The sequence below is a fragment of the Paenibacillus sp. T2-29 genome (assembly GCF_052921365.1).
In genome coordinates, this window is record NZ_JBREVE010000004.1 from 451,014 (window position 1) to 470,650 (window position 19,637).

25 protein-coding genes are annotated in these 19,637 nt (G+C 46.7%); 2 read left to right on the forward strand and 23 right to left on the reverse strand.

Going from position 1 to position 19,637, the window contains the following annotated elements; all coding sequences use genetic code 11:
* Positions 1 to 7: 7 nt before the first annotated feature.
* The 13 genes from ACU1JV_RS14820 to rpsF all read right to left on the reverse strand — a co-directional run bounded on the left by ACU1JV_RS14820 (position 8) and on the right by rpsF (position 11,540).
* Complete coding sequence (locus ACU1JV_RS14820; RefSeq protein ID WP_413987266.1) at positions 8 to 925, reverse strand: DUF2232 domain-containing protein; 918 nt, start codon at positions 923 to 925, stop codon at positions 8 to 10.
* Between the two features lie 5 nt (positions 926 to 930).
* Positions 931 to 1,233, reverse strand: coding sequence for a MazG-like family protein (locus tag ACU1JV_RS14825; RefSeq protein WP_013373896.1), 303 nt, complete (start codon positions 1,231 to 1,233; stop codon positions 931 to 933).
* Positions 1,234 to 1,353: 120 nt separating this feature from the next.
* Complete coding sequence (locus tag ACU1JV_RS14830; protein ID WP_013373897.1) at positions 1,354 to 1,782, reverse strand: CBS domain-containing protein; 429 nt, start codon at positions 1,780 to 1,782, stop codon at positions 1,354 to 1,356.
* A 45-nt stretch (positions 1,783 to 1,827) separates the two neighbouring features.
* Positions 1,828 to 2,889: an LCP family protein gene (locus ACU1JV_RS14835; RefSeq protein ID WP_413987526.1), complete on the reverse strand. Its 1,062-nt coding sequence runs from the start codon at positions 2,887 to 2,889 to the stop codon at positions 1,828 to 1,830.
* A 234-nt stretch (positions 2,890 to 3,123) separates the two neighbouring features.
* Entirely contained in the window at positions 3,124 to 4,065 is a 942-nt protein-coding gene (locus ACU1JV_RS14840; RefSeq protein WP_413987267.1) for a D-alanyl-D-alanine carboxypeptidase family protein, read from the reverse strand.
* Positions 4,066 to 4,225: 160 nt separating this feature from the next.
* Positions 4,226 to 5,191: an ABC transporter ATP-binding protein gene (locus ACU1JV_RS14845; RefSeq protein ID WP_025679381.1), complete on the reverse strand. Its 966-nt coding sequence runs from the start codon at positions 5,189 to 5,191 to the stop codon at positions 4,226 to 4,228.
* On the reverse strand, positions 5,188 to 6,171 hold the full coding sequence (locus ACU1JV_RS14850; protein WP_040102459.1) for an ABC transporter ATP-binding protein: 984 nt from the start codon (positions 6,169 to 6,171) through the stop codon (positions 5,188 to 5,190). The genes ACU1JV_RS14845 and ACU1JV_RS14850 overlap by 4 nt, the downstream gene beginning before the upstream one ends.
* 13 nt (positions 6,172 to 6,184) lie before the next feature.
* Positions 6,185 to 7,108, reverse strand: coding sequence for an oligopeptide ABC transporter permease (gene opp4C / locus ACU1JV_RS14855; RefSeq protein WP_013373903.1), 924 nt, complete (start codon positions 7,106 to 7,108; stop codon positions 6,185 to 6,187).
* 11 nt (positions 7,109 to 7,119) lie between these two features.
* Positions 7,120 to 8,082, reverse strand: a complete 963-nt coding sequence (locus tag ACU1JV_RS14860) for an ABC transporter permease (protein WP_016822455.1) — start codon at positions 8,080 to 8,082, stop codon at positions 7,120 to 7,122.
* Between the two features lie 68 nt (positions 8,083 to 8,150).
* Positions 8,151 to 9,890, reverse strand: a complete 1,740-nt coding sequence (locus ACU1JV_RS14865) for an ABC transporter substrate-binding protein (protein ID WP_413987268.1) — start codon at positions 9,888 to 9,890, stop codon at positions 8,151 to 8,153.
* A gap of 530 nt (positions 9,891 to 10,420) precedes the next feature.
* Positions 10,421 to 10,693 (reverse strand): 30S ribosomal protein S18, encoded by a 273-nt coding sequence (gene rpsR, locus ACU1JV_RS14870; RefSeq protein WP_013312800.1) that lies wholly within the window; start codon positions 10,691 to 10,693, stop codon positions 10,421 to 10,423.
* A gap of 21 nt (positions 10,694 to 10,714) precedes the next feature.
* Positions 10,715 to 11,206, reverse strand: coding sequence for a single-stranded DNA-binding protein (gene ssb / locus ACU1JV_RS14875; RefSeq protein ID WP_010346813.1), 492 nt, complete (start codon positions 11,204 to 11,206; stop codon positions 10,715 to 10,717).
* Positions 11,207 to 11,255: 49 nt separating this feature from the next.
* Positions 11,256 to 11,540 carry a 30S ribosomal protein S6 gene (rpsF, locus tag ACU1JV_RS14880; protein ID WP_007433230.1) on the reverse strand — a complete coding sequence of 95 codons (285 nt, stop codon included), beginning with the start codon at positions 11,538 to 11,540 and terminating at the stop codon, positions 11,256 to 11,258.
* Between the two features lie 318 nt (positions 11,541 to 11,858).
* On the opposite strand from rpsF, the gene ACU1JV_RS14885 reads away from it, so the two are divergent.
* Positions 11,859 to 12,053 (forward strand): YjzC family protein, encoded by a 195-nt coding sequence (locus ACU1JV_RS14885; protein ID WP_013373906.1) that lies wholly within the window; start codon positions 11,859 to 11,861, stop codon positions 12,051 to 12,053.
* Positions 12,054 to 12,419: 366 nt separating this feature from the next.
* Positions 12,420 to 12,737 carry a hypothetical protein gene (locus tag ACU1JV_RS14890; protein ID WP_013373907.1) on the forward strand — a complete coding sequence of 106 codons (318 nt, stop codon included), beginning with the start codon at positions 12,420 to 12,422 and terminating at the stop codon, positions 12,735 to 12,737.
* A 1,033-nt stretch (positions 12,738 to 13,770) separates the two neighbouring features.
* On the opposite strand, the gene ACU1JV_RS14895 is transcribed toward ACU1JV_RS14890, so the two are convergent.
* The 10 genes from ACU1JV_RS14895 to ACU1JV_RS14940 are packed head-to-tail and all read right to left on the reverse strand — an operon-like array spanning position 13,771 to position 19,631.
* Positions 13,771 to 14,223, reverse strand: a complete 453-nt coding sequence (locus ACU1JV_RS14895) for a phBC6A51 family helix-turn-helix protein (protein ID WP_311079745.1) — start codon at positions 14,221 to 14,223, stop codon at positions 13,771 to 13,773.
* Complete coding sequence (locus ACU1JV_RS14900) at positions 14,220 to 14,723, reverse strand: hypothetical protein (protein WP_446724578.1); 504 nt, start codon at positions 14,721 to 14,723, stop codon at positions 14,220 to 14,222. The genes ACU1JV_RS14895 and ACU1JV_RS14900 overlap by 4 nt, the downstream gene beginning before the upstream one ends.
* 53 nt (positions 14,724 to 14,776) lie before the next feature.
* Positions 14,777 to 15,232, reverse strand: a complete 456-nt coding sequence (locus ACU1JV_RS14905) for a DUF2577 domain-containing protein (protein ID WP_446724579.1) — start codon at positions 15,230 to 15,232, stop codon at positions 14,777 to 14,779.
* Positions 15,233 to 15,250: 18 nt separating this feature from the next.
* Positions 15,251 to 17,278 carry a phage tail tape measure protein gene (locus ACU1JV_RS14910; RefSeq protein WP_446724580.1) on the reverse strand — a complete coding sequence of 676 codons (2,028 nt, stop codon included), beginning with the start codon at positions 17,276 to 17,278 and terminating at the stop codon, positions 15,251 to 15,253.
* 54 nt (positions 17,279 to 17,332) lie between these two features.
* Complete coding sequence (locus ACU1JV_RS14915) at positions 17,333 to 17,677, reverse strand: hypothetical protein (protein WP_446724581.1); 345 nt, start codon at positions 17,675 to 17,677, stop codon at positions 17,333 to 17,335.
* A gap of 51 nt (positions 17,678 to 17,728) precedes the next feature.
* On the reverse strand, positions 17,729 to 17,989 hold the full coding sequence (locus tag ACU1JV_RS14920) for a hypothetical protein (RefSeq protein ID WP_446724582.1): 261 nt from the start codon (positions 17,987 to 17,989) through the stop codon (positions 17,729 to 17,731).
* A complete protein-coding gene (locus ACU1JV_RS14925) occupies positions 17,989 to 18,870 on the reverse strand; it encodes a hypothetical protein (protein ID WP_446724583.1) in 882 nt (293 codons plus the stop codon). Before ACU1JV_RS14925 ends, ACU1JV_RS14920 begins: the two co-directional genes overlap by 1 nt.
* Positions 18,871 to 18,889: 19 nt before the next feature.
* Complete coding sequence (locus ACU1JV_RS14930) at positions 18,890 to 19,210, reverse strand: cold shock domain-containing protein (protein WP_446724584.1); 321 nt, start codon at positions 19,208 to 19,210, stop codon at positions 18,890 to 18,892.
* Complete coding sequence (locus tag ACU1JV_RS14935) at positions 19,207 to 19,485, reverse strand: hypothetical protein (protein WP_446724585.1); 279 nt, start codon at positions 19,483 to 19,485, stop codon at positions 19,207 to 19,209. The genes ACU1JV_RS14930 and ACU1JV_RS14935 overlap by 4 nt, the downstream gene beginning before the upstream one ends.
* Positions 19,482 to 19,631 (reverse strand): hypothetical protein, encoded by a 150-nt coding sequence (locus ACU1JV_RS14940; protein ID WP_446724586.1) that lies wholly within the window; start codon positions 19,629 to 19,631, stop codon positions 19,482 to 19,484. The genes ACU1JV_RS14935 and ACU1JV_RS14940 overlap by 4 nt, the downstream gene beginning before the upstream one ends.
* Between the last annotated feature and the right edge of the window lie 6 nt (positions 19,632 to 19,637).

Sequence of the window (19,637 nt, forward strand, 5' to 3'; positions counted from 1 at the left end):
GTTCACCCTATTTCTTTGATCTTGTAATAGCTTCACGCAGCGGAAAGGCCAAATCAATAATACCTATAATGCGGAGCGGCTGGAACACCAGAACGACGAGCGACAGCAGCAACGCAATCACCGGGCTCTTTTTACGGCTATGCGTCCAGAAGTATACAAAACCAATTGTCTGGATAATAAAACATGCATGGATCAGCGGTAGCATACTAATGGAGACCGTTTGAATCCAGCTGCTATCGGAAGAATCCGCTATCCATCCAATTACAATTGCCAGCAGATAGTACCAGATCAGCGTACGCGGTAGCATCCACTCGCGGGCAGGCTTCATTTTACGTACCGGCACATCGAGACTATTCAATGCTGGACGTGCCAAAGCATGTGTGATCACTGCCAGTATGAACGAGCTGACAATCATCACATATGGAACTTTACCAATCAGCATTGTACCGAGTTTCTGCGTATCTTCAGCTGTCCAGCTCATATTCGCAAACATCGGATTCGCACTCAAAATCTGTTGTACAATACTGGCCGACATCTCAGCCTGATCACGAAGGGACTGTGAAAGATCAAACCCGAAGGAATACGTAGCGATAAACAGTACAAACAACAATTCGGCTAAAATAATGCCCGTTCCGGTCATCAACGCCTGAAAAGCAGATCCTCCCTTTTTATATATCCGTCCCATCAATATAGAAGGAATCAGAAAGTAAATCGCAGGAAGCAGCGAATACACATCGAGTAGCGCTATAATGAAAAGCACCGGTATGACGTGAACCAGAAATCCTTTGAAAGGCAGCGATGAAAACAATACAGCGCCAGGCACAATCAGAAAAAATACGGTAATAATTCTAAATGGTGTCAATAGAGTCAGCAGCAGAAGCAAATAAATAACGCTCCATGCTACAGTGGCCAAGCGGAATTTCAACGTTTTCACCTCTTACGCATATGTTCTTCCAGTGCGGAAATGTCCTGATACCAATCCTCCAGCTGGTGTCCTTCTTTTCTGTGCTTTCTTAGCTTGTCGATGAGTAGATCATCCAATTCACGGTAAGACACCCCAAGACGCCTCCCCAGAATATAACTACTCATCACCAGGCTGGCCAAACAGTCACCAATACGGACTGTACTGCCTTCCCACATCGCCTTAAACAGACGGGAGACTTGGTCAAGCACCTCTGTTTTAAGCCATTCAATAACCTTGGCTCGTTTAACTACATCCATTTCTTTAGGCATATGATGAAGAGTCACACCCCTCTGAAAAAGCTTTATTCTCCATTATAGCATATCCTATTTTGAAAATAACTGTTACCCCATAGGGTAAATCGTTATTTCATAGCAGCTCTGCTGCTTATTTTAGCTTGAAGTATTAAGCGATTCCTTAGACACAAATTTCTCACAATACTCAATAATTTGGCTGCGGCGCACGATACCGATAAACCGTTCCATATCATCCACGACGGGCACAAAGTTTTGTACCTTCGCCAAATTAATCAGATCCTCCATATTGGCATCAATGGATACAGGTTTCATCGAAACCCGCAGCGGAACGTCCTTGAGCATAAACTTAGAAGCGTTTTCAAAGGTTATTTTCCCCTCAGACTCTTTCATATGCCACAATAGGTCACCCTCTGTAACCGTACCCGTATATCTACCTTCCTTATCCAAAATAGGAACCGCTGTGAACCGGTGATATTCCATTCGTTCCAATGTTTGCCGTAGAGTAGCATCCGCCGTTACACAAGCGACCTCTTGTTTGGGAAGCAAGAAAAAAGCGATATTCATGAGAAACGAATCCCCCTCAAAATCAAATATAAATCCATTGATTACTCACTGAATGTCCTGCTTGTCGGGAAGCCTCAGCGTCTGCGGGGTTGTATCAGAGTCTAGCCAGTTCGCAATCATAAGTCTGGCATATTCAAGCTCCTGTTCATTAGCCCGGTCATAGTATAGCCCCTTCTTCTTGAACCCTTCCCCCGTAATCGTAAAACTTGAAATTTGTGGATTCCCCTGTGAAATAGCTTGCTTGCCAAGCCCAGTAATAAAGGCAGGTTCCATATCCGTTGTGAAATTGGCCCCCATAATATCGAGCAACTCCGGGATCTTGGTGATTCCATCGATATTCAGCAGCCTATCGGCCATAGCATTCAAAAAAATTTGCTGACGTTTTGTACGGTTGAAGTCGCTATCTTCCCGATACCTAACATAATACATCGCTTCTTCACCATTATAAAGCGGCTTGCCCGCCTCAATACGGAACTTGATATGCAGCGGGTTTTTATTCTCGATGGGCTGGTCGATAGGTAACACTACTCCGCCCACTGCATTCACGGCATCCTGAATACCCTGGAAATTAATCGTAGCATAATAATCAACCTTATGCTCCATCAGCTTCTCTACAGTGGCCATGGACATATCCTCGCCTCCGAACGCATAAGCATGCCCTAACTTATCAAAATCATCCTCGCCATCTCGATTGGAATCATGTCCGGCAATCTGTACATACGTATCCCTTGGAATGGAAACCAAGAGCACACGCGATTCTGCGGGCCGTACAGCAGCATATATCACCGTATCTGAGCGACCACGTGCCTTTTCATTGGGTCGTTGATCTGTCCCCAGTAGTAACACCGAAAATGGCTCCTTCTGGTAAGCAACGGTCTCTTGGGGCTGTTGTTCCTTGGATTGACGAGGCTGGTAGGATTTCTCCAGCTTGCTTTCCAGCGTCGGTGACACAAACCAGTCAAAAGCCACGAGCGTCAGCTGTTTGCGGAATAGATAGCCCCCTACTGCAACTAAAAGCAAGACAATACATGAAATATATAGAGCGGTAAACCTCTTTTTCTTTTTGGGCTTTCCACGGGTCCTTCTCTTATGTCTTCTCTCCATCATGGCTTCCTTCCTTCTTTCGTCCACAAATCCCATCTCTTCATTAAACCGGATTGATCCCTCATGAAGCGGAAACTTCCCCTCAAAGCATAAAAGGTCTGCTACCTTGTTGTCAAAAGTGCCATGGCGTGGTCAGTTCCTCAAACTCATGACAAAAAAGGCTTCGCCCTTACGGTCAAAGCCCTCAGTAATGTATATATAAGTATTCTATGTAGCCTTCAAAGTTATCTTTTATTTTTAATGCGGAGCCAATTTCACCAAATTTTGCAAACGCACAGGGAAAGAGGTGGACAGAGAAAAACCATAATCGAACAACTTCCGTGTCTGCTCGAAACGCTCCTCCTTGCTCGGTGCACCCAGTACTACAGCAACTAACCGTTTGCCATGCTGCTCAGCTGTACCCGTGAAACAATATCCAGCATCGCTTGTGTATCCTGCTTTCAATCCGTCCGTGCCCGCATAAGAGTACGGTCCAGCCAAGGAAGGCAACATCCAGTTCGTATTGCTGATGTAAATGCCCTTATCCTTCAATTCCATCTGGGTACGGCTGGACGTTCTGAGAATCTCAGGATGTGACGTAATCAAGTAAGAGGCCAACTTTGCAGTGTCGCTTGCTGTCATTTTCGTTTCTCCGCGAATCTCCTTAGGGTGGTTCGGCCCCAATTCACTCTGACCTGCCCCAGAGGCATTACTAAAGCGGCTATCGGGCGACAACCCAATTTGAGTAGCTTTTTCATTCATGCGCTTCACAAAAGCGGATTCATTCCCTGATGAACGCTCTGCCAATGCCACAGCGGCGTCATTCGCTGAATACACAACCATACTTTGGAACAGTTCAGATACGGTCATTCTTTCCCCATACCGAAGAGACAGATTCACACCACCCACCGTACTGGCATAACGACTAATGCGCACCTCATCATTCCAGCCTAACCGTCCGGTCCGAATATCCTCCAGTACCAGTAGCTCGGTCATGAGCTTGGACATATTTGCGGAGGGCATAGGCTTATCGCCATTCACATCCATCAGTAATTCCCCGGTATGCATGTCCATTAGCACTGCAGCGTCTGCATCCACATTCGGCTTTCCGATCAACAAGCGGGGTCCAAGTGTAATAAAAATCAATATAATAAGTACCGGGACGACAATAGCCCAACGTAACCAATGTTTTTTCATCATCGTAATAACCTCCATACCTTATTAGACGATGAAAAATCCATTTTGTCTGCAATTTTTCGAAAAAAAGATACAATTTTTTTACCTTTTTTTATTTCACAACAAAATACCCGCCAATCCCTGTTACAGGAAGGCGGATATTTTGCTTCTTCAGTATGACGTATTAAGCAAAATGACAGGCTACAAAATGCTGGTCGCCTGCATCTCGATATACTGGAGCCTCTGTTTTACAGCGTGCTTCCGCCATAGGACAACGTGTATGAAACTTGCATCCTGACGGCGGATTAGCCGGAGATGGGATGTCCCCTTTTAACACAATCCGCTGTCTTTTGATCGTCGGATCTGGAATCGGTACTGCTGATAGCAAAGCCTTGGTGTACGGGTGAAGCGGATTGCTGAACAACTCCTCCTTGGAGGCCAACTCTACCATTGAGCCCAGATACATCACACCAATCCGGCTACACAGATGCTCGACTACACTCAGATCATGCGAGATGAACAGGTATGTCAGTTGGCGTTCCTGCTGCAAATCGCTTAACAAGTTAATGATCTGGGCCTGAATCGATACATCCAGAGCAGATACCGGCTCGTCAGCCACAATAAAATCAGGATTCAAAATCAAGGCCCGGGCAATCCCGATCCGCTGCCGCTGACCACCTGAGAACTCATGCGGATAACGATCATAGTGATACGAGGATAGACCGCAAATATTCAGCGTTTCGTTGACCTTTTGCCGCAGCTCATTACGATCAATCAACCCGTGATCCAGCAAAGCCTCTCCGATCGCCTCACCAACCTTAATTCTCGGGTTCAGTGAGCTAAAGGGGTCCTGAAAGACGATTTGCAGCTTCGGACGAAGCGCACGAATCTGCTCCTTGTTTAACGCGTGCAAGTCTTCGCCCTTGTACCGTACTGATCCCTCTGTCTTATCCATTAATCTGAGAATCGTGCGTCCAATCGTACTTTTACCGCAGCCTGATTCTCCTACCAGACCAAAGGATTCACCCTTATGAATGTGAAATGATACATCATCGACCGCCTTTACATGTCCGACCGTACGCTGAAAAACCCCTCCTGTGATCGGGAAATACTTTTTCAGCCCTTCCACTTGAATCAAAGGCTCGCTCATATCCGTTGCCCTCCTTCTTTCTCATATAGCCAGCAGGCAACCTTATGACCATTCTCCTTTTCATTTAAGGGAGGAGCCTGATCCTTGCATATTTGCATGCAATGTGCGCACCGATCATGAAAATGGCAATTTTCACCCAGCTCAATGGGGTTTGGCACCTGTCCTGGGATGGAATACAGCCGATCCATTTTCTGATTAATGACAGGTTTAGCCTTTAATAGCCCTTGAGTATACGGATGCTGCGGATTTTTGAACAGCTCAATGACAGGAGCCTCTTCAATAACGTTACCGGCATACATAACGACCACATAATCGGCCATTTCTGCCACGACACCCAAGTCGTGCGTAATCAGCATAATGGACGTTTTAAGCTTATCCTTCAAATCCCGCATTAAATCAAGAATCTGCGCCTGAATTGTTACATCCAGTGCCGTTGTCGGTTCATCCGCAATCAACAGCTTCGGATTGCAGCTTAAAGCAATAGCAATCATAATCCGCTGGCGCATACCGCCACTCAATTCATGAGGATAGGAATGGAATATTTCCTCCGATCGCGAAATGCCCACCAAATTAATCAATTCAATTGCCCGGGCGCGTGCTTCTTTTTTACTCATTAATGTATGCATTAGCAACGGCTCCGTAATCTGTTCCCCAATCGTAAGCACTGGATTCAGCGAAGACATCGGTTCCTGAAAAATAATCGAAATGTCATTACCGCGAATTTGCTGCATTTGACCTTTATTGAGTTTTAGGAGGTCTTTGCCCTCAAACCAGATTTGTCCGTCGGAGGTGTGGGGAGAATCAATCAACCGCATCATCGTCATCGCAGTTACACTCTTACCACAGCCAGATTCTCCTACCACACAGAGCGTTTCACCCTCACGAATTTTAAAACTGACGTCATTGACCGCTTTGACAGTTCCGTTAGAGGTATGAAAGTGGGTTTTCAGGTTACGAAATTCAATCAAAGCATTTTCCATAAACGTTCGTCTCCTACTTCTTCATTTTAGGGTCCAGCGCGTCCCGCAAACCGTCGCCAATCAGATTAATCGCTACAACAGTAATTAGAATACACATTCCCGGTGGTACCCATATCCAGGGCCGTTTGCGGAAGTCAATCAGGTTATTCGCAGCCGATATCATGTTCCCCCACGAAGGTGTGGGCGGCACAACGCCAATCCCCAAGTAACTGAGCGCAGATTCTGTAATAATCGCACCAGCTACTCCAAGCGTAGCCGTAACAATAATAGTAGGAATCGTGTTCGGCAGCAGATGTCGGAATATTTTACGGCGGTCTCTCAACCCCAGCGCTTCCGTCGCCTGCATGAACTCCTGTTCACGCAGTGTAAGAATCTGCCCTCTGACCAGACGGGACAAGCTCGTCCAGCTCAGGATTCCGATAATAAGCATCAGAAAATAAATACGGTTCGACGGATCAACCTTCAAATCCGACAGAACAGCACCTAAAATAATAAGCAGCGGCAATGTAGGCAGCGCCATGAAAATATCGGCAATCCGCATAATAACCGTATCGACGCCTTTACGATAAAACCCTGCCAGCGCACCCAACGTCGCCCCGATCATGACCGAAATAAACGTGGCGACCAGCCCCACTGTCAAAGAAATACGGCCGGCAAGCATCGTACGCAGTAAAATATCTCTACCAAACTTATCCGTACCAAGCCAGTACTTCGCATTAGGGGATAAATTTTTGTCAGATAGCTTGTAATCATCTAAATGATAAGGTGAAATCATGGGGCCAAATACACAAATGATAACCATGAGAATTAATATAACGAGACCTGCCAAAGCCAGGCGGTTTTGGTTAAAACGACGAATGGCGATTCTCCATGGAGACGCTTCAGGACGGATCGCCGCCTTTTGATTCGTTTCAATCGTGACTGTTTCTGCGGACAATAGTATCCCTCCTACTTCAAGCGAATTCTTGGATCTGCCATGCCATACAATACATCAGACAGTAGATTACCGATGAGCGTGAGAACGGCCAGAAAAATGGTGAAGCCCAGCATAAACGGATAATCCCGCATACTAATCGACTCCAGATAAACCTGCCCCACACCTGGCCATACAAATACCTTTTCCAGGATCATCGCCCCACCAAATAAGGCTGGAAGCTCGAACCCGAGCAGTGTGATTGCTGGAATCAGGGCATTGCGCAGTGCATGTTTGAAAATAACCGTCCGTTCCTTCAAACCCTTGGCGCGTGCGGTACGGATATAATCCTGACGGATGACCTCCAACATGCCTGTACGGAAATAACGAGTCAGGCTTCCTGTACTCAGCATCGTAAGTACGAGTGTCGGCAGGAACATATGCTTGAGGACATCCACCATATAAGCCCACGAGCCTGCTTCCATCCCTGCTGTGGTCATGCCCCCAACCGGAAGAATCCCCCATTCAAGGGCAAATATTTTGATGACCAATAAACCAATAAAAAATGAAGGCAGTGACATACATAAGAAAATGAATAACGTAACGAACTTATCGAATAACGAATATTGAAACTTAGCTGAAAATACCCCTGCAACAACTGCAATTAGCCAGCTAAAAATAAGACTAAAAAAAGCGATAATAAAAGAGTTCCATACATAATTGCCAATGACCTTCGTTACTGGCTGCTTATGCTGCAATGAATCCCCCATATTTCCCTTTAACATATTACCGGCCCATATAAAATAACGTTGGTATTCCGGTTTATCCAGCCCGTAGATATGTCGTAGCTGCTGCGCCTTCTCGGCGGTCATATTCGGGTTCTGCTTGGCTGTAATATAATCACCCGGCACCATGGCTGAAATCGCAAAAACGATAATGGATATGCCAATAAGTGTGGGGATGAGTTGCAGCAGTCTTCGAATAATGTACTGCTTCATATTCATTCCTCCAGACGAATAAAGTGATATGCCCAGCTCGTGAGAGCTGAGCATACAATTGGCAACCCTTATTGAGCGATTTGAGCGTTATGCAGAGTGAACTCAAAATCTTTGTATGGTGTAATTTCTAAGCCGGATACACGTCCATTCACTGGCCACATATCTCTGCGTTGGTACAAAAAGATAGTTGGCAGATCTTTGTTCAGCTCTTGATAGAGCTGTTTGTAAATCTGTTTGCGTTTTTCTTGATCCAGTTCATGCTTACCAGCAAGTGTTAATTCATCAACCTTTTTATTGGAATAGCCGATATCATTTTGTGCACCATTCGTAATAAAAGTCGTTGTGTCCGGGTCTGGAGTTAAGCCCCAAGCCGCAAAGAACATATCAAACTTGCCCGTATCCTTTTTATCCATAATGGCGTTAAAATCTAAAGTTTCAGAAGTCAGCTTGATGCCCAGTTCCTTATAGTTATTGGACATGATCGGTAGCAAGGCCTCTACTACTGGATTATCAGCAGTCGCAGAGAAGTTAATGGTCAGCTTTTCTCCGTCCTTTTCGCGAATTCCGTCAGCCCCAACCTTCCAGCCTGCCTCATCCAGCAAAGCCTTCGCCTTCGCTGTATCAAATTCATATTTGTTGATGTCTTCATCCGTGTAAGACCAAGATTCTGTAGACTGTGGAATATTAATGACATTCGCATATGGGCCATACACGCCCTGCACAATCTCTTTACGGTTTAAACCAATAGTTAAAGCTTGACGTACTTTAGGGTCCTGGAATTTCTTTTCCTTGTGATTAAACGCAATATATCCATAGCCATTTGTCGGCATAATATTCACGTCCAAGAAGCCTAAAGCCTTTAATTCCTCTACATTGTCTTCCGTAACTGTGATATTGTCCATGTCCGTTTCGCCTGTTTGCAGCATAGACAGGTTTGTTTCTTCTGTTGTCGTTTTGAAAATAACTGATTTCACCTTTGGTGCACCTTTGAAGTAGTTTGGATTCGCTTCAAGTACGACTTGTTGACCTGGGGAAAAGCTCTTCAGCACATACTGCCCGGAGCCAATTGGTTTATTATTAAGCGCCTTGATGCTGTCCAGGTTACCCTTCTTGAACCCTTTTCCGTAATAAGCTTCTGGCATGAAGTATTGCTCACCCAGATAATCTTTTGTATAAGCTGTTGCTTCTGTAACGGTTACCTCTACTGTGTTATCATCAATGACCTTGATCCCCGAGATATCATTCGCCTTGCCATCGTGGTATTCCTTACCGCCTTTAATCTTAAAAGATAATATATCGCTTTCTCCATCATAATTCGGATCATGCAGCACTTTGAGAACAAAAGCATAATCCTTTACGGTTACTGGAGTGCCGTCACTATACTTCACACCTGGTTTCAGATGGAATGTGTATTTTAGACCATCCGGCGATACATCAACCTTTTCAGCCAAACTATTTTCATATGTACCATCTGCCTTCACCTGTAAGAAGGAATCAAATACTGTTCTGACTACATATAAATCGTAAGTTGTTTGCCAGAATAGCGGGTTAAATACCCCTTTAGGTGACGTCATACCTACTACAATGTTATCTTTCCGATTCGTTGCTCCTGGAGGATTTTGCGACAAATCCGTCGCTTTAATAACACCCTCTGTAACTGGTGCGCTTGCTTCATTTCCCTCTGTTTTATTATCCGCATTGCCTTGCTGCGGCTGTGCCTCATTAGCACCTCCACTACATCCTGCAAACAGAACACCAACGATCGTAAGCACCATAAGCAAAGAAACCCATTTCTTCGTTTGCACCATCCTGTTAATCCCCCTTAGTCGGTTCTTTATTTAACAGCCTGTCTCATTCCTGCGGTGATTCGTTAAAGCTCGAGGTTCAAAAATGAAGTTTTGCACATCCTCCTTACTGTTCCTAATGATAGTGTAGAACACATGTTTTAGACCCTTGGTCAATTTTGTGCACTGACAACCATTACATTTTTATTAAGGTTTATCTTAAGTGTAAAATAATATCACGTCAATATCTTTTTTTATGTAATATGCAATTGCAAAACATCTATTTTTGTAAAGTTTATGAAATTTACTTGTGGAAAATGACAGAAAACTGAGTGTTATGTAATATAAAATAACATTTCGAATGACCGAAATGTGTACTCTGGCGAGTTGGGGAGCTTGTAATTTCTTAAGCCACTAAAAGGTGATTTATACTTAATGGGTAAACATGGATTGTATTATTAGTAAGTTACAATAGATGGCACTTGTTGTCAATAAAAAAAATCATAAAAAAGGATGTCCCGAATTCTGGGGACATCCTTTTTTTCCACCCACTACTATTCAGTAGTGTAAGGAAGCAATGCGATTTGACGGGAACGTTTAACAGCGATTGTCAACATACGTTGATATTTCGCGCTTGTTCCAGTCACACGACGAGGAAGAATTTTTCCACGTTCGCTGATGAATTTTTTAAGCAGGTCTGTATCTTTATAGTCAATGTGAGTAATTTTGTTCACAGTGAAGAAACATACTTTACGACGTTTGTTGCGACCACCACGACGAGCTGGTCTTTTGTTATCGTCTCCGCCTTCTCTTTGTCTGAAGCCCATTCTTTGTCAGTCCTTTCCCAATTAAAATGGTAGATCATCATCCGAAATATCGATCGGTTTTCCGTCATCGGAAAAAGGATCCTGATTGTTTCGCGAGTTATTATTCCCGCGCCCACTATTGCTGTTACCGCCTCCGAAAGGAGACTCCTCACGCATACCTCCACCGCTATTGCCGCCACCGTTGCCGCTATCGCGGTTAGATTCCAAGAAACGTACATTATCAGCAACAATTTCAGTCACGTATACACGTTTTCCTTCATTGTTCTCATAATTACGCACTTGTACACGGCCTTCAACAGCCGTCAAACGACCTTTACGAAGATAGTTAGCGCATGTTTCAGCAAGCTGACGCCAGGTTACGATCGGCAAGAAATCCGCTTCCCGTTCGCCGCCTTGACTTGTAAACGGACGGTCTACAGCCAGGGTGAACTGGGTTACTGCTACACCAGACGGTGTATAGCGCAGCTCTGGATCTTTGGTCAAACGACCGATCAGAATGACACGGTTCAACAATCCAATCCCCTCCTTTGAGCGTTGTTCATTACATAATCACGTACAATAATTAAGCTACGTCGTTCGTAATGAGATAACGAATTACTTCGTCAGAAATTTTCATGATACGCTCAAGCTCAGTAACAACAGCAGGTTCTGCTGTGAAGTTTACCAGAACGAAAGAACCATCACGGAATTTCTTGATCTCATACGCAAGACGGCGTTTAGTTACATCGTGATTCGTAATTTCGCCACCGCCGTTAGAGATGATACCTTGGAATTTGTCGACTGTCGCTTGAACAGCTTCTTGTTCAATGTCAGGACGAATAATGTACATCACTTCATATTTGCGCATTCTTTACACCTCCTTATGGACATAAGGCCCTCAATCTCAGTTGAGAGCAAGGAACGAGCCTAAACTCGCACTAAAACAGTTTACCAAATCGAGAACCTGAATGCAACCTGCAATTTCGAGCATAAGGCTAAAAACTGCTCACACACATCATATCACTGGTTTTATACAATTTTATATCACACCACAAATTTTGCATATATAAAGGAAATAATTTTTGATTAACTACTCTCTGTGTACCCTAATTTCGCATGTTTCTGTTTAAGACAGCGCACAATAACCGTTGCAGTCCAAATTCATTATCTAAGGAGGCACAACCGTATGGGTGAAAAGACTGAGTTCGTACCCGGGGATAAGGTCCCAAACGACGGCGTATATATGGAGGTTGGAGAAAAAAGCTTTCATACTGAAATCCAAAACCCGCAGCAAATAACGTTGGAAAGAGGCGATTCTTTTCCGAAGACCACCAATCATAATCGCAAGTGGAAGAAAAAAACGAAAGCTCGCGTCCACTAATGTATATTTCTTCGGAATCCTGGCCATATTATGATTAGGCGATACAACAGAGAGGTGTGGTTCCGTTGGACAACGTAGCCTTACAAACTGTTAGGAGATCCATTCCGGGCATTAGAAGCGTTAGGTTTGTGTAAAAGGACACTGTCTTTTCAACACGGTATTGCTAGTCAGTACACCGAGTTTCATGATGTGATTGGACAGATCGTATCCTGTTAAAAATGTATCGCCTACGATGGAGGACCTTTGTGGTCCTCCTTTGTTGCATTATCGGACTTTTTGCATATACTGGTAAAATGCAGATTAATTCAGCTCCTTCTGCTAGAATATATCCAAGTACAAAGACCTACTATTTACGGAGGTTTAAAGATGAGCTATTCTCGTATATTAAAGTGGATATCAGGTATATTCGAATTGGTGCTGGCTGTACCGATTGTGGGAGGAGCTATTGTCATGGGGACTGGCTACTCAGCTTTAGGGTTTATGCTTGTCCTGCATGCAGTAACACTTATCCTGTCGTTACGCAATCAGGAAGCGATCTACGGTTCTGTCTGGGGAGTAATCACTTCCTTGCTAGCCTGGATTCCTTTTGTTGGCTGGGCACTCCATTTAATTGCAGCCATCCTTCTGATGATCTCTGGCTCAAAGAGAACAAAACGCTATCATTACCCGCCTAATCAGCTATAACAAAAGAAAGCTCCTGACAGCAATTATTTCAAATGCTGTTAGGAGCTTTCTTTTGCTCTAACGCCTTATTCATTCACCAATAGATTCTTAATCATTTCTTCAATATCGTTACATTCATTTTTAGTAATCTGATTTATTTATTGCCATAAAACAAAAAATCCCCCACATCAGCAGACGTAAGAGATTGATTTAGTTCATAAAGTTAGTGGCGGAAAGAGTGGGATTCGAACCCACGCACGCCTTGCGACGCCTAACTGATTTCGAGTCACGTAGTTGACGCTAGAGTTCCGTTAATCCTGCGCTGTGTCACCGTTTAGCTTGCGGTCACATAGCGGACTGATTCCGTTAACCCTACGCTGTTTGAATTAGTTTCTTCTATTATAATAGCACGCGCATATGGAGCTATCAAGAGAACACGTCTATAAACGAAGAAAAAGCGCCCACCTCCGAAGAGATGAGCGCTTAGTTTATCGTTATATTAAGTTACCCCGAGATAAAAAATAATGTCCGGATTGTTTTCGCACCAGATTTAGGGCCGCGCGAGGGGGCGCTTGGGGGTAGCGGTCGTTCCTCATAGCGTTCAATTTCCGTTTTACTCAGCGTTTTCCACCGACTCATTTACGTTAGCTTTTGAATCGGACACTCGGACGCACTGGCCTACGTGCCGGATAAATATACAGCGACGTGTATCCACGTACCTAGCTGATCGGTAATCATGCCGTTGTAGAAAACGTCCGAATCCCGCGCCCCGTCTACGTTTAACGGGCAGTCCCGAAAAAGCACCGTATACACCGTATATACATTTCCAGTTAATACGCGAGAAAACCGCATAACCGCGCGGTCTAGCGAGTATACACGATGGTAATTTATGCACGGAGGTAGATGCATAAATATCTCGCTTAACCAACGTAGGACGCGGCACTTAAATCCGCTACTACGGAAACCTCACGCCCGCCAACCCCCGAGTTACAAGGCGGGCGTGCGTCGGAAGCCTCGTGTAGGTAAACCGGGCTATATGTCCGGAATCGTCGGATTATCCCGCGAGCAGTCGGTCTAACTCTTCGATGTCTTTGCGGATGGCTTCGTCCGATCTACGTTTGTTCTCGACCTCTTCACGCATGTCAACAACCTCCGTCCGATCCGTAAGCAACCCGTATCTACGCATGAACAAATCGATTGCCTTTACGGAAGGCATACCGTTATTACCGCCCATAATCGCTTTCATCAACTGAGTGTACACGGTTGACCGCATCGAATCAAGTTGACGCTCAGCCAGGTAGTTAACGTAGGCAGCGAACGTTGTCTGCGCCTTCCACTCGTACAACGTCGAACGCGCTATGCCGAGTTCGTCCGCAAGCTCCTGCATTGTGCGCTTCTTTCCACCGTCGGAAAGTAGTTCGCCCCACTCGTTAGATACGAGTAATTGCGCGGCTCGTTGCTGCTGCGGTGTAAGCTGTTCCTCCAGTCGTATACGCTGTGAACTCATTCGGACTCCTCCTCTATACGCTTCCTCACATCAGCTATTGCGGCTTGAAACGTTTCCTCCTCGCTAAACGCTCCCACCTTTTTCATCGTGTCCCCACTCGTCAACCAATTGAGCGCAATATGAAGGCTCCGCACTTGAGTATTAATGTCGAGTGTATCCAGCTTATCCTCGTCTATTGCGTTGTTTACGCGGTTAATAACTCCAAGAGACAGCTCAACGCCCAAGCCCGGTATGCTGCAAAGCTTCTCCCCCGCGTGTTTCAGTAGCTTCGCATAAACCACGTATTGAGATAGTCTATCCGTATCAATACGTGTAACCTCGCCCTCGGCCAGTATCCGCGCGTACTTGACCATGATCGCGGTAAAAGGTTTGAGTCGGTCAATTATAGCGAGCGCCAGCGGAGTGCTGACGAGCTCGGGTAATGGTTTCGGGTACGGGTATAATCCTTGTTCAATACGGAGCTTACGTATGCACTCCGTTAAACGTGTGACGCCGTTCAATACAATCATATCCCCTTTCGTAAGTAAAAGAGCGAGCCGCAGCCCGCCCGTTATTAAATCCGATCCAACACGATATAACGTTGTCCCGCGCCGAACGACGCAACGGCCACGCGGTCGCCCGCCTTCAGCGTATCGTGAAACGTAATCTCGAATTCACCGGACGTGAATGACCCGAAATTGAACACGTCGCTGAACGCCTTCGAATCAACAGGCGTGGACGACTCCGTTTCCTTTGTTACGCGCGTATATCGGTTGAGTTCGAGCGCAGTCGGTGACAGCGACCCCGCGGAGCTTTTAACGGATACCTTTCGGGTGTGTTCGCGCAAATGCTCCGGTACGATTACGTCGTCTCCGTCGAGTTCGATTTTCATGTTATCGACTTGTACGCGGAGAGCTGGCGGAGGGGAAATGATGGACGCGTATTCGATATCGACCTCTACGTTGTGGCCGATCTGTTTAATGACGTCGCGGAATTGCGATACGCCGTTACCTTCGATTAATTTAATCACTGAGTTGCTCTCCTTTCGTTAGATAGCGAGACGGCGAGCCAACATACTTGCGAACCTTTCAACGTCCATGTCGCTATTAATCGTTACGTTCTGGATAACGATTGATGGAGCGTTACCGCCTTTGCCACGTTGTTGATCGCGCCATTCGGATGCTTCGTGCTTCGTGAGGACCGCTTCATCACGATGGAGTGTAGCGGGATAACCGTTTATAGGTACTCGGTCGAGTCCGCCCGCGTGCTTATTGCCAAGCTTCTCTCGCCGCTCCGCGTTATGTGCCGCCAACTGATCGTCTGGTACACCGCCCATCCACGTAGGTAAGTGTTTATTCGTCCAGTCAAAGAACCCGTTCACAGCGTCGCTCGATCCGAGAGACTTCGCCCCCCGGTCAATATAGACGTTAGATGCACCACCGCCTGCACCTATTGCAGCCCCTGCGAGCGCACCGCCAGGACCAAACACACCACCAACTATCGCACCGCCACTGCCATTAAGTACCGCACTAGCGATAGGGTCATTAGCGATCGCCTTTTGTATCCCGTCAATTAATCCAGATCCAAGTTTTAACCCGACACTCACAAACGTTGGTACGGCTGCTTCGAGAGACGATGCCATGAACTGAACGACCTGTGCTGTCAATTTCTCTACTGCGTCTCGTCCCCCACCATTCCACCAATTGGAGAACGCCTTTTCTATCTTTTCGAAGGCGAACGCGACTTTACTTTTAATGTCTGGAAGCTTCGTAAACTCAGGGTTATTAATAAAGTTATCCTTGAGGAACGTCTTAGCGGTTGTTACTGCGCTCTGTACGGCTGCGGTAATCTGCGGAGTATACTTAACAACGAAGTCTGCGGCAGCTTGCGCAAGCTTCTTCAGGATCGGCATTGTCGGAAGCAATGCGGAAATTCTTAAAGTTTCCAATGCCCCTTCGAATTGTTCTACCGCACCGGCTGCGCTATCCATCTTCTTGGTTGCGACTTGTAACGCGGTGACATTCGCCATCTCTTGTTGGAACTTCTTAACCCCCGCCGCGCCCTCCTTGAAGAGGATGTTACCCGCACGGATCGCATCGGACCCGAATATCTGATGCAAGTAGTATTGACGCTGTTCGTTCGTGAGTTTCCCGAATCGGTTCTTTAACAAGTCCGCTACTTGCGCTAGGTCTTTAATCTGGCCTTTATTATCGTAGAAAGCGGAATGTACGAGATTACTCGCTGTTAGGAACTTCTTCGTTTCCTTCGCAACCTTAGACGTTCCGACCTTGAGCCCCGTCTGCGCTGCGACATACTTCTCAATGTCCTTCGTAACCGCCTGGACGGAAGTACCCGTAGACTTAATGCCCTTCTTGCTCATAAATGCGAGTGCGTCCGTAGTATTTACGGTCAAGAGGTTAAAGTCTTCGAACATTGCGTACGCCTTGTCCGTCATTGGCACGAGGTTCGAAAGCATCGTTTTCAGCGATGTACCAGCGTCCGCACCCTTTAATCCGTTATTCGCGAACAGACCTAGCGCTGTATTTACGTCTTTAAACGACATGCCGACGCCATCCGCTACGGAACCGACCGCTGCTAAGGAATAACGCAAATCGTGTACGTCAGTCGCGGATGCGTTCGCCGTGCCCGCCAAGATATCCGCAGCCTGAGCCGCTTCTAGTCCATCCTTTTTGAACGAATTTAGCGCGGTTGACATGATCTCCGCTGCCTCAGCCAAGCCGAGACCGCCCGCTGTTGCGAGATTGAGCGCCGCGTTAAGTCCGCCCTTCTTACCGACCTGTTCGACGCTCATGCCCGCTTTGAGTAATTCCTCGATCCCTTGTGCGGCCTCAAGCGCGCTATATTTCGTTGCTGCACCTTGTTCGAGTGCGAGTTGCTGCATGGCTTTCGTCTGTTCGTCCGTTGCGCCCGTTAACGCCTGAACCGTCTTCATCTGCGACTCGAAATCCATCGCCTTCTTTACGGAGTCAGCCGCAAATGATACTCCGGTTACCGCTACCCCAAGCCCAGTCGCCGCTACACCGAACTTCGTTATGCTGCTAAAAGCCTTGCGCATGGGACGGCTCATATCGTCGACTAGGCGTAAGTGTCCTATCAGGTCGAATGAAATTTAGATCGCCGTCCTTTCGATCGCACGCACCAGGAGTCCCAACGCCTTGTAAACCGTCATGGCCGGTCCTACTACGCCTTTTCCAGTCCGGACGGCTTCGTCTACGTCGTCGATCGCGGGAAGTAGCTTCTTCATACGGAATCCCATCGCTTGTACACGCGCCATGTCTGAAGCTTCAAATTTTGCGGCCACTTCGTTCCATATCGCTGCCTGCTCAGGAAAGCTATCTGCGAAATCATACGAACCGAGACGCTTGTGCGTTAAGACCGATTCAATCAACCGAATTATGGGCGTTACGCGCTCCATATCTGTGAGAACGCTGTCCGGTAGTTTAGACTTACTCATTCGTATTCCCCCTTTATCTTTGTTGCGCCGCCTTCGCTTCCTTCGGCCAACTTATAAGTACCAACTGCCAATAGCTTTCGGCTTCACTGGCTCTACTGGTGCAAATAAATAACCACTCCTAGTCCTAAGTGTTTCAATCGCGTCATCAACTCCCCAGACCCTGCCGTTATCGTCAATTGATACGCCGGACAAGTCCGCCAGTGTGTACGCGGCGTCGAGTGCATCCGGACGCACACCGGCATTTCTTGACGCGACCAAAAACTCCGCCCGGACAAGGCGTTTATTTGCGGTCTCTAAAACATCATCGCTCATTACTCCGCCGCCTTTCCGGTCCTAACGCTTAACGTTGGGTTCTCGTCGTCTTTATAAATCCAAGCTCGGTCTTCCGCAGTTTGACGGACACGGTCGCCTTCCTCATCTACAAACGGTTCCGGCATATGTTCCGGATGTTTAACAAAAAATGAGTCCGTATCGTTGATATAGCGCGCATAATCTGCCCCGAATATTTCTTCTGCCGCGCTGTTTACGATAACGCTACGGTGAACGCGTGAATCCTCAACGAGCATTTGCGCAATCTCAAGGACTTCGCTGGCCCCGCGAAAATCCTCGCTTTGAAACGGCTTCATCAAACCGTCGTACATCTCGCCGAGTTCTCTACGGACGGAAGTCGTTACCGCTGCGGCGCCAGTTCCTTTTTGGGAGTTACCGTCCCCTGGAGTAGCGAGGACTTTCGTTGTGAGCTCCGCAAAGTCGTCACGGACAAGCTTCGCAAGGTACGGGTCATCCAACTTTTCGATGAAGCCGCGCAGCTTATCAAACGCCGACTTCTGCGACGTGGCGAACATTAATTCCGTTTTCAGTGACCGGAAAGCGTCCTCAAATCGGCCGAGTTTCGTCGCATCTGGCTTTCTCGGCGGCGTGTAAATCACCTTTTCGGCTTCCTGGATTGTCTTATTGATGTCCGCGACGTACTTTTGTCTCATCGTGTGTGTTTTTTGCAAGAATTCAATCGCATGTTTTTGTTTAGCTTCGGCTTTGACCTCCTGCTTGCCCTCTTCGGTGAGGCGGCGGTCCGATTCTATCTGTGAAAGTTCAGCGGAGAGTTTCCTTTTATATTCCAGCATCATACCAGTTGAGGATTGTTCAATTTCGCGTGCTCTCTGTAAACTTGCCTTTGCTTTTGCGTAACTCATTTTCATTTCCCCTTTTAGTTTAGTTTGCTTGTACGTCCTTCGCCGCAGGCTTGCCGCCTCTACCCTCCGTTAATACGTAACTCACGTGCAAGCCGACCGGCACCTCCGCCGTATCGAACGATTCGCAGTCGGATAGATGGAAGAATACGCGATCCTCACCGGACGAGATGAACCCGTAGCCCCGATCGCTAAAGTACGAAACTACACCGGATTTACGCTTTTCTCTCGCCGGCTTATCCGACTCCTTCCGACTGATACCGAGTGACGGGCCGATGCTGGCGATCTCATCGCCGGTACCGACGCCGCCTGCCCACGTTTTTGAGTTAATGAATTTGCTCACGCTGATTCCTCCCCTTCAAACTCTTTAACAAACTGGTCTACCGCTCCATTGACGTTTGACACCACGGCAACCGGATATTTCCCGAAAAGGTGCCGCCGATCTTGTACCTCGAAGTACCCGGACCATAGCGCATCAACGGCGCTTTCTAGCGGTGTCTTCTCTGCATTAACAGGCCAAGTCCCTGTCAGCATATCAACGCGGGACGCATCATAAATCTTAACGATATCCTGGCCGCCCTCTTGCTTATGGATAACTTGCGTACATTGGTCGCTCATTTCCGTTTCCCCCTTCGTCTACGTTTCCGTTCCTCTTCCGCAATCATAGGCGCAGCGAATCGAATCCACGCGCGGGATACGGAGTCACCGAATGTAACATTTATCCCGTCAGCGAACGTTACAACTGTGTGATACTGCGGATTCACGTTTAC

Coding starts and splice junctions, on each gene's coding strand:
- ACU1JV_RS14825 (WP_013373896.1), bottom strand. CDS start 1,233: ATGCCTAAAGAAATGGATGTAGTTAAACGAGCCAAGGTTATTGAATGG.
- ACU1JV_RS14830 (WP_013373897.1), bottom strand. CDS start 1,782: ATGAATATCGCTTTTTTCTTGCTTCCCAAACAAGAGGTCGCTTGTGTA.
- ACU1JV_RS14835 (WP_413987526.1), bottom strand. CDS start 2,889: ATGATGGAGAGAAGACATAAGAGAAGGACCCGTGGAAAGCCCAAAAAG.
- ACU1JV_RS14840 (WP_413987267.1), bottom strand. CDS start 4,065: ATGATGAAAAAACATTGGTTACGTTGGGCTATTGTCGTCCCGGTACTT.
- ACU1JV_RS14845 (WP_025679381.1), bottom strand. CDS start 5,191: ATGAGCGAGCCTTTGATTCAAGTGGAAGGGCTGAAAAAGTATTTCCCG.
- ACU1JV_RS14850 (WP_040102459.1), bottom strand. CDS start 6,171: ATGGAAAATGCTTTGATTGAATTTCGTAACCTGAAAACCCACTTTCAT.
- ACU1JV_RS14860 (WP_016822455.1), bottom strand. CDS start 8,082: ATGAAGCAGTACATTATTCGAAGACTGCTGCAACTCATCCCCACACTT.
- ACU1JV_RS14865 (WP_413987268.1), bottom strand. CDS start 9,890: ATGGTGCAAACGAAGAAATGGGTTTCTTTGCTTATGGTGCTTACGATC.
- rpsR (WP_013312800.1), bottom strand. CDS start 10,693: ATGGGCTTCAGACAAAGAGAAGGCGGAGACGATAACAAAAGACCAGCT.
- rpsF (WP_007433230.1), bottom strand. CDS start 11,540: ATGCGCAAATATGAAGTGATGTACATTATTCGTCCTGACATTGAACAA.
- ACU1JV_RS14885 (WP_013373906.1), top strand. CDS start 11,859: ATGGGTGAAAAGACTGAGTTCGTACCCGGGGATAAGGTCCCAAACGAC.
- ACU1JV_RS14890 (WP_013373907.1), top strand. CDS start 12,420: ATGAGCTATTCTCGTATATTAAAGTGGATATCAGGTATATTCGAATTG.
- ACU1JV_RS14895 (WP_311079745.1), bottom strand. CDS start 14,223: ATGAGTTCACAGCGTATACGACTGGAGGAACAGCTTACACCGCAGCAG.
- ACU1JV_RS14910 (WP_446724580.1), bottom strand. CDS start 17,278: ATGCGCAAGGCTTTTAGCAGCATAACGAAGTTCGGTGTAGCGGCGACT.
- ACU1JV_RS14915 (WP_446724581.1), bottom strand. CDS start 17,677: ATGAGTAAGTCTAAACTACCGGACAGCGTTCTCACAGATATGGAGCGC.
- ACU1JV_RS14920 (WP_446724582.1), bottom strand. CDS start 17,989: ATGAGCGATGATGTTTTAGAGACCGCAAATAAACGCCTTGTCCGGGCG.
- ACU1JV_RS14925 (WP_446724583.1), bottom strand. CDS start 18,870: ATGAGTTACGCAAAAGCAAAGGCAAGTTTACAGAGAGCACGCGAAATT.
- ACU1JV_RS14935 (WP_446724585.1), bottom strand. CDS start 19,485: ATGAGCGACCAATGTACGCAAGTTATCCATAAGCAAGAGGGCGGCCAG.